Here is a 13,373-nt window from a genome sequence, read left to right as displayed (position 1 = left end):
GGAGGACCGACGATGATCGATGTGGTGGTGGTATCCCGTAACGACGAAGCCCAGGACATCTGCAGCTACGAGCTGGCCAGCGCCGATGACAGCCCGCTGCCGGCCTTCAGTGCCGGCGCGCATATCGATGTGCACCTGCCCGGCGGCTTGATCCGCCAATACTCCCTGTGTAACCACCCCGAAGAGCGCCATCGCTACCTGATCGGTGTGCTCAAGGACCCGACCTCCCGCGGCGGCTCACTGGCCATGCACGAACAGATCCACCCCGGCACGCGGCTGTCTATCAGCGAGCCGCGCAATCTGTTTCCGTTGGCCCACGAAGCTCGACGCAGCCTGCTGTTCGCCGGCGGCATCGGCATCACCCCGATCCTGTGCATGGCCGAACGCCTGGCCCACAGCGGCGCGGATTTCGAGCTGCACTACTGCGCCCGCTCGCGCGAGCGCGCGGCCTTTGTCCAGCGTCTATGTAGCTCGTCTTTTGCCGACCGGGTGTTCCTGCATTTCGACCAGAACCCCGAGACGGCACTGGACGCAGCCAAGGTCCTGGCCACGCCTCGCAACGACGTTCATCTATATGTGTGTGGCCCCGGCGGCTTTATGCAGCACGTGCTGGACACGGCCAAGGCCGCGGGCTGGCAGGAACCCTGCCTGCATCGCGAGTACTTCGCCGCCGCCCCTGTCGACACCCGCGCCGATGGCAGTTTCTCGGTCAAGGTCGCCAGCAGCGGCCAGGTCTTTGCGGTGCCGGCGGACAAGAGCGTGGTGCAGGTCCTGGAGAGCCATGGCATCGACATCGCCATGTCCTGCGAACAAGGGATTTGCGGCACCTGCCTGACCCGGGTGCTGGAGGGGGTGCCGGAGCACCGCGACCTGTTCCTCACCGAGGACGAACAGGCGCGCAACGACCAGTTCACCCCCTGCTGCTCGCGCTCGAAAACGCCGCTGCTGGTGCTGGATATCTGAAGGGATTCAGGCGGGGCGGAGAATGACCTTCATCCGCTCGTCCGCCGCCGCGCTGCTGAAAATCTCGGCATACCGCAGGGTCGCGTTGGCGTGCTCGCGCATGATCGCCTCGGCCCGCGCACCCTGGCGATTGACCAGGGCATCGAACACCGAATGGTGCTGCATGTGGGCGTAGTTGAAGCGCCGGTATTCGCGGGCCATGTCCTGGCGATCCACCGCCAGCGCGGTCACCGAGGCGAACGGCAGGTGATCGTTGCGCGCCAGGGCATCGGCGATCGCCGGGTTGTGGCTGCCTTCGACAATCACCTGGTGAAAACGCATGTTGAGGTCGTGATAGACCTCCAGGTCGTCCTCGGTCACATAACCCTTGGCGAACAACTGGTCGCCCTGGGCCAGGCACAACTCAAGGGCCGCCCGCGCCTCCTGCGACAACCCACGCTCGGCAGTCTGACGCGCCGCCAGCCCCTCGAGCACACCCCGCACCTCGACCGCGCCGGCGATATCCTCGGTACTCACCGAACGCACCTGGAACCCACGCCCGCCAAACCGCACCAGCAGGCCTTCCTGCTCCAAGGTACGAAACGCCATGCGCACCGGCATCCGCGACACCCCGAACAGCTGTGCCGTGGGAATCTCCATCAACCGCTCCCCCGCCGCCAGCTCGCCCGAGGCGATCATCTTGCGCAGCGCGACCAACACCAATTGACCGGGCTTACTCATCCAGGCAACTTCCAGAAAACGTGGGCGGCCATAGTACCGCAAGCCTTGCGCCGACGGCATGCAGATAGCGGCGTGGCGACAATAGCGACCTCACGAACGCCATCGTGGGCAGGCCTCGCACCTACAGAAAATGCGTAACCGACTGCCTCACAGCGCCCCCCTCCCCGTAGCCGCTGCCGCAGACTGCGATAAGGCCGCAGGCCTTCAGCGATCTCAAAACCTTGCGCCCCCTTCGGGGTCGATTGCAGCCTCGCAGGCTCGGCAGCGGCTACAGGGAGCGACTCAGCCCCAGGCCGGCCGGTAGGCCGCCGTCTTGCTTTTGATCTGAAAGCCCCGTTAACCACGATGGCCGAACGCAGGCATTGAGCCGTGGCTAACCCGGCAGGGATGCCGGGTTAGCCGCCCCAGGCCATGGATGGCCTGTGGCGGCGGCCCACGGATCAATGCCGGAGTGAGGGTATGCCGAGCCTTGGCGAGGCACCGAGTGGTGGGGCGAAGCGTTTTTGGTTCCTTTTTAGGCGTTTGTAAAAAGGGACTCGCCGTAAGGGCGAAACCATAAACCGCCATTACCGCAGAAATGGATATGTACACCGTCCAAAAAATGCAGCGCCAGCACGGACGCCATCGCGGGCAAGCCTCGCTCCTACAGTAGAAGCGGGTTTGCCCGCGATGGAGCGGGAAGACTTAGAACGACAACGGATAACTCACAATCACCCGAGTCTGATCAAAGTCACTGTTGAAACTACGCCGGTTAGTGGCGTTGTTCACCCGTACACTGAGGTTCTTCAGATTCCCACTCTGAAAGGTATACCCCACCTCCGTATCCCGCTCCCACTCCTTGCCATTGCTCCCGGCCTTGGTCGTGGCATTCTCGCCATGCCCATAGCGCACCATGGCCAACAACCCCGGCACGCCCATGGCGGCAAAATTGTAGTCATAACGCACCTGCCAGGAACGCTCGTCGGCGTTGCTGAAATTACCGTTGAACATATCGTTGCCCAGGGTCCGGCCGCTGCTGCCATACACCGACATCCACGGGCTGTCGCCACTGACCTTCTGCAAGCCCAGGTACAGGGCATGCCCGGCGGTGGAGGCCGAGAGCAAGGCATAGGCGGTGCGGCTCTGGATCTCGCCGATGCGCGCCTGGCCGTCATCCTTGTCGATGAAATAACCGAGGTTCGCCCCCAGCACCCAGTCGCCCACCGGCTGTTTGTGCAGCAGGTTGAAGTAGCTCTGCTGGTAGATATCTTCCAGCTGCGCATGCCAGGCACCGACCAGCGTGCGCTGCTGGTTGAAGCGGTACTCGGCGCCGGCATAGGTGAAGCCATCGGAGGTCACCCCGGGCGCGGCCCAGGCCGAGAGGTCCTGCATGTCCGAGGAGTTGCGCAGGCTCACCGAACGGTACTGCCCGGCCTGCAACCCCAGCCCGGCGATTTCCCGCGAGTCGAGCATCGCCCCACGGAAGGTCTGCGGCAGCAGCCGGCCATCGTCGTAGCGCAGCAGCGGAATGTCCGGCAGCAACTCGCCAACCTTCAATTCAGTGGCGGAAATACGCATTTTCGCAGCCACACCGGCGCGGCCGTAGTTGTCCACCGCGCGCCCGTCGTCGTGCACCGGCAGCAGCTCGGAACCACTGGTGCCACGCCCGCTGTCGAGCTTGACGCCGAACATGGCGATGCCGTCCAGGCCGAACCCGACGACACCCGGGGTGTAGCCGGAATTGAACTTGAGGATAAAACCCTGGGCCCACTCCTCGACCTTGCTCTTGGCCGCCCCCGGATCGCGAAAATCCCGATTGAAGTAGTAGTTGCGCAGCACCAGGTCAGTCTTTGCGTCTTTGAAAAAATCGCCGTCTTCGGCCCAGGCCGGCAGGCCCGTGCCCAGCGCCAATGAAGCCGCGGCCAGCGAGCGCGCGAGGATGCAGTGAGGGGTGTTCATTATTATTGTTCTCCGCTTTGCATAGGCGCAGCCGTTCCCCGACAGGCCGCTCCAGGCCCGCCTCCTATCGGCTGCAAGAATGCCCGGCCTTGTTCAGGGGCCGGGCGATATCGTCAGCTCAACGCATCAGAAGGGATAACGACGCGCCGAGTGCTGCACGCTGATCCAGTGATCGCGGGTGAACTCGTCGATCGCCCAGTCGCCGTTGAAGCGCCCGAGCCCCGAGTTCTTTTCCCCACCGAAGGGCGCGTTGGCCTCATCGTTCACCGGGATATCGTTGATATGGGTCATGCCCGCGCGAATCTGTCGGGCGAAGTTCACCCCACGCTCCAGGTTGCGGCTGAACACCGCGCTGGACAGGCCGAATTCGCTGGCATTGGCCAGCTCCAGGGCATGGGCCTCGTCCCGGGCGCGCAGCAGCCCCACCAGCGGGCCGAAGATTTCGTTGCGCGCCAGGTCCATGTCGACCCCGACCTCGCCGTAGACATGGGGCGCCAGCAGATTGCCCTGGGCCCCGCCCTCGTAGAGCGGCTCGGCGCCTTCGCGGCGAGCCAGTTCGATCTTCTCCCGCAGGCCCTGCGACTGCCGCTCGTTGATCACCGGGCCGATAACCGTCTCGATCGATTGCGGATCGCCGACCTTGAGGCCCTTGACCCGCTCGACGAAGCGCTCGGCGAAGGCGTCGTAGAGGCTGTCGTCGACGATGATCCGGTTGACCGCCATGCAGATCTGCCCCTGGTGCAGGAACTTGCCGAACACCGCCGCGTTCACCGCCTGTTCGAGGTCGGCGTCGGCCAGGACCACGAACGGGCTGTTGCCGCCCAGTTCCAGGGCCACGTGCTTGAGGTGCGCGCCGCCGCTGGCGATACGGCCGATACCACGACCCACCGGAGTGGAGCCGGTGAAGGTGATCAGCGAGGGAATCGGATGCTCGACAAAGGCATCGCCGATCTCGCTACCCGCCCCCACCACCACGCTGAGCACGCCCGCCGGCAGGCCGGCCTCCTCGAAAATCTTCGCCAGCAGCAGACCGCCGCACACCGGCGTGTCGCTGGCCGGTTTGACCACCACTGCGTTGCCCAGGGCCAGCGCCGGGGCGATGGATCGCTGGGTCAGATGCAAGGGGAAGTTCCACGGACTGATGACCCCGACCACCCCCAGGGCGCTGCGATAGACCCGGCTTTCCTTGCCCGGCACATCGGACTCGACAATACGGCCATGGACCCGCGCCGGGAACGACGCCGACTCCAGGGCGATGGCCCGCGCCGCGCCCCACTCCAATTGCGCCTTGAGCCGGGTGCTGCCGGACTCGCGAATGATCCAGTCAACGATTTCCTCGCGGCGCCGGTCGAACACCGCCACCACTTGATGCAGCACCGCCGCCCGTGCCGACGGCCCGAGCGCCGCCCACTGCGGCTGCACTTCGGCGGCCTTGGCATAGGCGGCATCCAGGTCCGCGCGGTCGGCCTGGGCCACTTCCAGCAACAGCGCGCCATCGAACGGGTTGCACACCGCCAGGGTTTTGCCGGCGGCGCCGGCGCGCCATGCCCCGGCGATGGGTTGCAGGTGCAGATCGCTGTAGACAGCTGGGGACTCACTCATGACAAAACTCCTCGAAGGCAGGACTCACAGGAAAGAGGGGCTCGCGACTCAGGCCACCGAACCGGGTTTGCGTGGCTATTCATGACCGCCTCCGGTGGCCACCCGCGCCTCGATCAGGCGCAGCAGCCCCAGCAGGGTTTCGGTGTGCGGCACGGCGATGCCGGCCTGGCGCGCCCTGGCCAGGACCTCGCCGTTGATCGCGCCGATTTCCGTGGGCCGGCCGGCCAGCACGTCTTGCAGCATCGACGGCTTGTGCGCCCGGTGGTGGGCAATGGCATAGGCCACCGTCTCCAGGCAGCGCTGCGCATCCGTTGCCACCCCCACCGACTGCGCGACGCTGAGCACCTCCAGCACGATGGCCCGAGCCAGCGCCACGCCTTCCGGCGCGGCATACAGTTGCCCCACCGTGCAACCGGTGACAGCGCACAGGCTGTTCAAGGCCGCGTTGAACGCCACCTTCTCCCAGATCGAGGTCCAGACGTGCGGGTCCACCGCGCATTGCAGCCCCGCCGCCTCCAGCACGGCGGCCACCTGGTTGCTGGCCTGGCAATCGACGCCCTCCAGCGACATCAGCCGGACCACGCCCTGGCCTTGGGAGCGGACATGGGCCGGCCCGGCCATGTCGGCGGGCCAGGTGGTCATGCCGATCATCACCCGCTGCGGGGCGACGTGGCGGCACAGCGCTTCGGCGTTGCCCAGGCCGTTCTGCAGGGTCAGCACTAGAGTGTGCTCGCCGATATGGCCGGCAATACCGCGCAGCGCGTGGTCGGTGTGCTGGGCCTTGGTGAAGACCAGCAACAGGTCAGGCTGGCCCGCCACCTGCTCTGGCCGGCAGGCGCTCAGGCCGCCAATGCGCCGGTCGCCGCTGTCGGTCTCCAGGCGCAAACCCTGGCGGCGGATCGCCTCCAGGTGCGTGTCGTTGATGTCCAGCAGCGTGACCTGCTGCCCGCTTTCCGCGAGCAGGCCGCCAAACAGCGAGCCCATGGCGCCCGCCCCGAGAATGGTGATGTTCATCGAACCTCCTTATGGCTGTGAGGGTTGATCGGCAAGGTGCTGCTTGTCGGCCCGGGCTGATCCAGGCACCCGCCGGGGAATATGGCGGCGTACCAGCACCAGGGCGATCAGCGCCAAGACCATCACCGTTCCGAGCAGCGTCAGGTAACCGTGGGCGCCGCCCTGGGTGATCACCGTGGCGCCGACGAAGGCGCTGAGGATCGCGCCCATACGCCCGAAGGCCAGGGCCGATGCGGTGCCGGTGGCGCGCACGGCGGTGGGATAAATGAAGGCGCACAGCGCATAGAGGGTGGACTGCACCGCGTTGACGAACAGGCCGTGCACACCAAAGCCGAAGATCAACAGGCTGGTGTTCTGGTCGACGTCCACCGCCTGCATGGCGAAGGCGCTGGCCGCGCCGCCGGCGCAACAGATCAGCAGTGGCCAGAACGAACCCCAGCGCGTCATGGCGACCGCACAGACCAGCGCGCCGATCACCCCGCCCAGGTTGTAGGCAGTAAGGCCCGAACTGGCCAGCGCCAGCGGCAAGCCTTCAGCCAGGAGCATGGTCGGCAGCCAGCTGAAGGCGCTGTAGACAGCGGTCAGGCACATGAAGAACGCCACCCAGACCGCCAGGGTATCGCGCCCGTAGCCGGGGGCGAACAAGGCACGGAAGCCGCCCTGCTGCTCGCTCTTCTGCTCCAGCGCATCGGTGTAGCGCACGCCCTCGGGCATGGGCCGGCCCATGCGTCCCAGCAGCGCGGTCAACTCGCCCCAACGCTGCGGCCGGCGCGCCAGGAAACGCGGCGACTCCGGCAAGGTCGCCAGCAGCAACAGGCCCAGGACGATGGGCAGGCTGCCGCCGATAAAGAACAAGGTGCGCCAGCCATACAGCGGCAGCACATGGGAGGCGAACAACCCCGCCAGCATCCCGCCCAGGGGCACACAGACAATGGTCGCCGTGACCGCCAGGGTGCGACGGCGAGCCGGGGTGAATTCGGCGGTCATGGTGGTGGCGCTGGGCAAGGCACCGCCGATACCCAGCCCGGCGATAAAGCGCAGCGCCGCCACGGTCAGCGCATCCGGCGCCAGGCCGATGGCGCAGGTCGCGGTACCGAACAGGATCACGCTGGCGATGACCGCCATGCGTCGGCCGAAACGGTCGGCGAACAGGCCGGCGCAGGCGCTGCCGATGCCCATGCCGATCAGCCCGGCGGCCACCGCGGGGGCAAAGGCCTCGCGGGTGATCCCCCATTCCTTGATCATCAGCGGTATGGCGAAACCGATGAGCTGACCGTCGAAACCGTCCATCACGATCGACAGCGCGGCCAGCAACACCACGATCTTCTGCATCCCGGTGTAGGGTCCGTCATCGAGCAAGGTGCCGATATCGGCACTGCCGGCAACAGGCCGCGATTGCCGGGGCGTCCCCTCCATCACTTCACTGACCGAAGTCGTGTTCATAGCCACCTCTTTTTATTGTTGTGGTGAGTGTGCGCAAAGCGCGCTTGGCATTGCCGGGCCTGCAGCCCGGCGCAAGCTCAATCCTTGAGAATCAGGGCTCGATGGTCAGGGTCGGCACCTCGATCAATACCGGGCGATTGCCGGCCAGGGCCGCGCTGAAGGCGGCGGCGAACTCGGTGCGGGTCGCTGCATGCTGCGCCTGCACGCCGTAGCCCTGGGCGATGGCGCAGAAATCCAGGCCCGGCACGTCCAGCCCCGGCGCATCGTTGACCTGCAGCACATCGGCGAACCAGCGCAGCGCGCCGTAGGTGCCGTTCTTGAGGATGATGAACACCACCGGGATGCCGTACTGCGCGGCGGTCCACAGCGCGGTGATGCCGTAGTTGGCCGAGCCGTCGCCGATGATCGCCACCACCCGCCGCCCGGGCGTCGCCAGTTGCACACCAACCGCGGCCGGCAAGCCAAAGCCCAGACCGCCAGCGGCGGGAAAGAAGTAGCTGCCGGGCTCGCTCATCTCCACCCGCTGCCAGAACGCACTCACGGTGGAGGTGGATTCCTTGACGTAGATCGCGTCCCGCGGCGCCAGCTGGTCGATCAGGTCGAACACCGTTTCCGGACGCAGCAGGCCGCCCTCCTCGCGCACCGGCGTCGGCAGCGGCAAGGCGCTCGGCAACGGCCGCTCGCTCTGTGGCAGCACCTCGACCAAAGCTTCGAGGGTCAGGGCGATATCGCCCACCAGCGCATCGCCCATGGGCGCCCGCGCCGCCTCGCCCGGGTCGCAAGTCAGGTGCACCAGCTCACAGTCCGCCGGCAGGTAATCGCCCGGGGCGTATTGGTGGTAGCGGAACACCGGGGCGCCCACCACCAGGATCAAATCGTGCTCGACCAGGCAACGGCTGATCCCGGCGATGGCCGCGGGCAGCACGCCACGGAAACACGGATGACGGGTGGGGAACGGGCAACGCGAAGCGGAAGGCGCGACCCAGGCCGGCATGCGCAGTTTTTCCGCCAGCTGCACCGCCAGGCCGTTGCTGCCGCTGCCATCGACATCCGGGCCGAGCACCAGCACCGGGCTGCGCGCCGCCGCCAGGCGCTCGGCCAGCGCCCGCAGTTGCGCCGCCGAAGGCAGGCCAGCGCTGGCCACCTGGCGCCGCGCCAGATGCTCGACCCCGACCGGCGCCGCGCAGGCCCAGTCGTCATAGGGGATCGACACATACACCGGCCCGCGTGGCGCCAGGTTGGCCATATGGATCGCCTGGCTCAGGGTGCGCGGCACGTCCTGGGCCGAGGCCGGCTCGTGACTCCACTTGACCAGGGGCTTGGGCAGATGCGCCGCATCGACATTGGCCAGCATCGCCTCCACCCCGACCATCGAGCGCACCTGCTGGCCGGCGGTGATCACCAGCGGGCTATGGGAGTACCAGGCATTGGTCAGCGCGCCCATGCCGTTGCCGGTACCGGCGGCGGCATGCAGGTTGACGAAGGTCGGCTTGCCGCTGGCCAGGGCGTAACCGTCGGCCATGCCGACCACCGCGCCTTCATGCAGGCCGAGGATGTAGCGGAAGTCCTCGGGAAAACCCTTGAGAAACGGCAGCTCGTTGGAGCCAGGATTGCCGAAGATAGTGGTCAGGCCTTGCTCGCGAAGAATCTCGTAGGACGCAGAGTGAACGGTTTTCATAAGGACCCTTGTTATTGGATTTCGGGTTACTCTTGCAGCCGCTACTAAATTGATCAAATCGATACTATCTCTATCAAAAATAAAACAGATCTATATCAAGAGACAGCATGAGCCACATCGATCTGAACCTGATCCGCACCTTCGTCACCCTCTACGAAGCCCGCAGCGTGACCCTGGCCGCCGAGCGCCTGTTCGTCACCCAGCCCTCGGTCAGCTATGGCCTGGCGCGCCTGCGCGAGCTGTTCGACGACGCCCTGTTCAGCCGCACCCGCGACGGCATCCAGCCGACCTTTGTCGCCGAGCAGCTGTACGGCCCCTTGCGCGAATCCCTGACCCGCATCGAAAGCACCGTGCAGGGCTGTCGCCACTTCGACCCGGCGAGCACCGAGCGGCGCTTTCGCATTGCCCTCTCCGACCTCGGCGAAATCGGCTTTCTGCCGCTGATCCTGGCGCGCCTGAACCAGGACGCGCCGCTGGCCGAAGTCGAGGTCCTGCCGCTGCAGGTGGACCAGGTCGGCGAGTGGCTGGCCAGCGGCAAGGTCGATGCCGCGATCTGCCGCCAGCCGGTCCCCGGCGTCCGCAGCCGGGTGCTGATGCACGAGCGTTATGTGTGCCTGCTCAGCACCGGCCACCCGCGCATCGACCAGCAGTTGAGCCTCGAACAATTCCTCGCCGAACGGCACGTCACCGTGACCCGCACCACCGGCCACGGCAATGTCGAAGACGTGCTGAAAAACATGAACGTGGAACGGCGCATCAGCCTGCATGTGCCGCACTTCTCGGTGCTGCCGAAAATCATTCCCGGCACCGACCTGCTGACGGTGCTGCCGGCGCAGATCGCCCGGTTGTTCATCCACGAGGGCGAGTTGAAGATGCTCGAACTGCCGTTCCCGGTGGCCGAGTTCGCTGTGTCCCTGAACTGGCACCCCAATAGCGACAGCTCCGCTGCCCTGCGCTGGTTCTGCGACACCATCGCCGACGCCATCATCAGCGGCCAGGGCCAGAGCCAGGGCTAGACGCCGGCCATCGCCGGCTGCGCCCGGGCCCGGGCCGGCTTGAGCAGCAACAGGCAGCCGGCGGCGATCACGAACACGCTGGCAAACACCCCGTACAAGTGCAGCGGCTGCCAGCCGCCATCCAGCAGGAAGCCGGCCACGGTCGGCGAAAGAATCGCGCCGATGCGGCCGATACCGATGCCCCAGCCAACACCCGTGGCGCGCACCGAGGCGTCATAGACCACCGGCGACAGCGCATAGAGGCCGGCCACGCAGCCGTTGGAGAACAGCCCGATCAACAACCCCAGGCCGAGCGCCGCGGCAATCGACGAGGCCGTGCCGACGAACAGCACCAGCAGGCCGGCGGTGATCAGCATGAACAGCGCCAGCACCCGGCCCAGCGGCCAGCGCGAGGCCAGGCCGCCGATCAGCGCCGCGCCGAAGATCCCGCCGACGCTGAGCAGCACCCCGCCGGTGATCCCCTGCTGCGCCGACAGCCCGGCGGCCACCAGCAGTTTCGGGGTCCAGCTCATGACGAAGTAGAAGCCGAACATCACCAGGAAAAACAGCAGCCAGATCAGCAAGGTGGTGCGGCGCATGGCCGGCGCCAGCAATTGGCCAAAACCGCCGGGCGCCCCGGGTTGCCTGGGCACCTCTGGCGGCAACTGTTCAAGCTCGGGCTGCTCCAGGCGCCGGGCCAGGCGATTGACCCGCGCCAGGGCATTGCCGGGGCGGCGGGCAAGCAGGAAGTCCAGGGATTCGGGCAGCCACAGCAGCACCAGGGGAATCACCAGCCAGGTCACCGCCCCGCCAAACAGGAACACCGAGCGCCAGCCCCAATGGCCCAGCAACCACACCGCCAACAGCCCGCCCAGAGTGGCGCCCAGGGCATAACCGGTAGATTGCAGGCTGACCGCGAGGCCGCGCCAGCGCTTGCTGGAATACTCGCTGGCGATCACGTTGCTGCTGGCCAGGATGCCGCCGATGCCCAGCCCGGTCAGGCCGCGCAGCAGCGCCAGTTGCAAGGGAGTCTGGCTCAGGGCCGAGAGCAGCATGCCGAGCCCGGACAGCGCCAGGCAGAACAGGATCAGCGGGCGCCGGCCGAACCGGTCGGCCCAGGGCGCGATAAACAGCGAGCCCGCCGCCATGCCGAACAATCCGGCGCTGAGCAACAGGCCAACCTGCGCGCCGTTCAGCCCCCACTCGGCCGACACCGAGGCCGCGGTGAAGGCCATCACCAGCACGTCGAAACCGTCGATCATGTTCAAGACAATGCAGATGCCGATGGCCAGGCATTGGAAGGCGCTCATCGGGCCGCTGTCCACGCGGTTCTTCAGGTCGAGCGTCATGACCGCACCTCCCCAGCGCATACCGGCGACAGCGAAAGGGAAAACAGCAGCGTGCACACAGACAGACGGCGGACGGAACCCAGGCAATTCCGCGCCCTTGATAAGCCATTCATGACGAGACCCTTCTTGTAGTTTTTATCGGGGGACGGTCGGGAGGGACCCGCCATCGCCAGGTGGCTAATCAACCACCCAGTGGATCCATTAACAAGAGGCGAGATCGAGGGGATCCCTGAAAAAATGGCTGAAATCTCTGGAGGAACGCTGATCCGTTTATATTTAAAAGATAAAAATCAATAACTTAATTAAACAATCATCGCCTGATATTTTCGGGCGATTATCGACCGGACTTGGAAGGCACGGGTCACCGAGGATCCTCTGGCTGTGAGTGACTACAGAGCCCGGCCTCAATGGATCCAATAAATCAAAACCCTCAAGGCAAACACACAGCTTTTCTTCAATGGACCGACAGTCCACCCCAAGGGTTGTGACCTTATCTTTCAGAGCCCGGCCCCGGCTCAGTCGCCACATTTTGTAAAGCTTCCCCGGACACAGATTGGCGAAATGATTATTGGGCTGGTGAGTGCATCTGCTAAAACGCGGTTTTTATCCGTGCGCGGTGCCACAGCCCATGTCCTCCTCATTCCTCTCGCACTGGCGACCTCGCTGGTGGTCGCTGCTCGGCATGGCCGCCCTGTTGACAGGACTGCCGGTGAGTTGCCAGGTGCTGGAGCACAAGGAGCGCGAACTGGTGTTTCGCGTCGAACCGGGCAACGCCAGCTGGTATCGCGGCCTGCCGGCCGGGGTGCGCGAGCTGGAGTTCAAGGGCGACAGCCTCAAGCCCGAGCAGAACATTCATGCCTGGTGGTGGCCGGCCCAACGGGCCGATGCGCCGGCCATCCTCTATCTGCATGGTGTGCGCTGGAACCTCACCGGGCAGCTGTTCCGCATCGAGCAATTGCACGCCCTGGGGTTCTCGGTGCTGGCCATCGACTATCGCGGCTTCGGCCAGAGCCTTGGCGAGCCGCCGTCGGAAACCAGTGTCTACGAGGACGCGCGGATTGCCTGGGAGCAGTTGCAGAAACTGCAACCCGACGCCGGCAAACGCCTGATCTACGGCCATTCCCTGGGCGGCGCGGTGGCGGTGGAACTGGCCGCGCAACTGGGACAACGGGCGGCCAGCGACGGCACGCCGATTCCGGCCCGTGGGTTGATCGTCGAATCCTCGTTCACCTCCCTGGCCGATATCGCCGCCGAGCTGGGCAACACCTCGCTGCCGGTGCGCTGGCTGCTGTCGCAGAAGTTCGACTCCCTCGACAAGATCGCCCATATCGGCATGCCGCTGCTGATCGTCCACGGCCTGGACGACCGTTACGTGCCCGCGCGCTTCAGCCAGCAATTGTTCGACGCCGCGCAACAGCCCAAGCAACTGCTGCTGGTTCCCGGGGCCACCCACAACAACAGCATGCGCCTGGCCGGCGAGCGCTATCGCCAGGCCCTGGATACCCTGCTGCACGCCCGGCCGGCGAAGGTCGCCGCTGCAGTACCAGCCCGGGTGCCGACCAGCTGAGCCCCGAACCGGCACCGTTGCCGTTACGCCCTCCTGCATCAGCTGAATGACTTCGTCCTTAGACAACCTGTAACAACTCCGGCTGGCCCCGGCACCGCTTAAAA

General features: G+C 65.8%; 10 protein-coding genes. 3 read left to right on the top strand and 7 right to left on the bottom strand.

Annotation, left to right across the window (positions count from 1 at the left end; translation table 11 throughout):
- The first annotated feature begins 12 nt into the window (after positions 1 to 12).
- A complete protein-coding gene (locus H0I86_RS13080; RefSeq protein ID WP_180925337.1) occupies positions 13 to 963 on the top strand; it encodes a PDR/VanB family oxidoreductase in 951 nt (316 codons plus the stop codon).
- 6 nt (positions 964 to 969) lie between these two features.
- Here H0I86_RS13080 and H0I86_RS13075 read toward each other — a convergent pair whose 3' ends face one another.
- The 6 genes from H0I86_RS13075 to mdlC form a co-directional block, all read right to left on the bottom strand.
- Complete coding sequence (locus H0I86_RS13075) at positions 970 to 1,683, bottom strand: GntR family transcriptional regulator (RefSeq protein ID WP_180925336.1); 714 nt, start codon at positions 1,681 to 1,683, stop codon at positions 970 to 972.
- A gap of 684 nt (positions 1,684 to 2,367) precedes the next feature.
- Positions 2,368 to 3,621, bottom strand: a complete 1,254-nt coding sequence (locus H0I86_RS13070; RefSeq protein WP_180925335.1) for an OprD family porin — start codon at positions 3,619 to 3,621, stop codon at positions 2,368 to 2,370.
- Positions 3,622 to 3,747: 126 nt separating this feature from the next.
- A complete protein-coding gene (locus H0I86_RS13065) occupies positions 3,748 to 5,223 on the bottom strand; it encodes an aldehyde dehydrogenase family protein (protein WP_180925334.1) in 1,476 nt (491 codons plus the stop codon).
- Positions 5,224 to 5,298: 75 nt separating this feature from the next.
- On the bottom strand, positions 5,299 to 6,237 hold the full coding sequence (locus H0I86_RS13060; protein ID WP_180925333.1) for a ketopantoate reductase family protein: 939 nt from the start codon (positions 6,235 to 6,237) through the stop codon (positions 5,299 to 5,301).
- A 9-nt stretch (positions 6,238 to 6,246) separates the two neighbouring features.
- Complete coding sequence (locus tag H0I86_RS13055; RefSeq protein ID WP_180925332.1) at positions 6,247 to 7,680, bottom strand: MFS transporter; 1,434 nt, start codon at positions 7,678 to 7,680, stop codon at positions 6,247 to 6,249.
- A gap of 91 nt (positions 7,681 to 7,771) precedes the next feature.
- Complete coding sequence (mdlC, locus tag H0I86_RS13050) at positions 7,772 to 9,358, bottom strand: benzoylformate decarboxylase (protein WP_180925331.1); 1,587 nt, start codon at positions 9,356 to 9,358, stop codon at positions 7,772 to 7,774.
- 107 nt (positions 9,359 to 9,465) lie between these two features.
- Between mdlC and H0I86_RS13045 the strand changes: the two genes are divergently transcribed.
- Entirely contained in the window at positions 9,466 to 10,374 is a 909-nt protein-coding gene (locus H0I86_RS13045) for a LysR family transcriptional regulator (RefSeq protein WP_180925330.1), read from the top strand.
- Here H0I86_RS13045 and H0I86_RS13040 read toward each other — a convergent pair.
- Positions 10,371 to 11,702, bottom strand: coding sequence for an MFS transporter (locus H0I86_RS13040; protein WP_180925329.1), 1,332 nt, complete (start codon positions 11,700 to 11,702; stop codon positions 10,371 to 10,373). The genes H0I86_RS13045 and H0I86_RS13040 overlap by 4 nt on opposite strands.
- Positions 11,703 to 12,330: 628 nt before the next feature.
- Between H0I86_RS13040 and H0I86_RS13035 the strand changes: the two genes are divergently transcribed.
- On the top strand, positions 12,331 to 13,269 hold the full coding sequence (locus tag H0I86_RS13035) for an alpha/beta hydrolase (protein ID WP_180925328.1): 939 nt from the start codon (positions 12,331 to 12,333) through the stop codon (positions 13,267 to 13,269).
- Positions 13,270 to 13,373: the final 104 nt, after the last annotated feature.

This window comes from Pseudomonas chlororaphis subsp. aurantiaca (assembly GCF_013466605.1).
GTDB classification, from domain to species: domain Bacteria; phylum Pseudomonadota; class Gammaproteobacteria; order Pseudomonadales; family Pseudomonadaceae; genus Aquipseudomonas; species Aquipseudomonas chlororaphis_I.
The sequence above is the reverse complement of the archived record's forward strand: the minus strand, read 5'-3'. Positions and strand labels throughout refer to the sequence as shown.